Raw genomic sequence first — 298 nt, forward strand, 5'->3', positions numbered from 1 at the left:
CCGAGGACCCCTCGACGCTGCACCCGGTCCGCGTCGCCCGCCAACTGGCGAAGCTCGCCGACCCGGCGGAACCCGTGAGCGGCCACCCCACCAACCCCCTGGACCTGGAAGACCTCCCGGGCCTGGGCATGCGCGTCCTGCTCGTCGACTTCGACCCCCAGGGCCACCTCACCAAGCAGCTCGGCCAGCAGCCCCTCCCCATCGGCGGCGACAGCCTCACCTGCCACATGGCCGGCGAGGCCAAGGGCCCCCTCCAGGACCTGATCGCCCCCATCCAGCACGACCGGCTCGGCGACCG

At 73.8% G+C, this 298-nt stretch carries 1 protein-coding gene; it reads left to right on the forward strand.

Annotated elements, in window-relative coordinates:
* A partial coding sequence (locus VR44_RS40465; RefSeq protein WP_045952700.1) for a ParA family protein occupies positions 1-298 on the forward strand: 298 nt, incomplete at both ends.

Source organism: Streptomyces katrae (assembly GCF_000966975.1).
Lineage (GTDB): Bacteria > Actinomycetota > Actinomycetes > Streptomycetales > Streptomycetaceae > Streptomyces > Streptomyces katrae.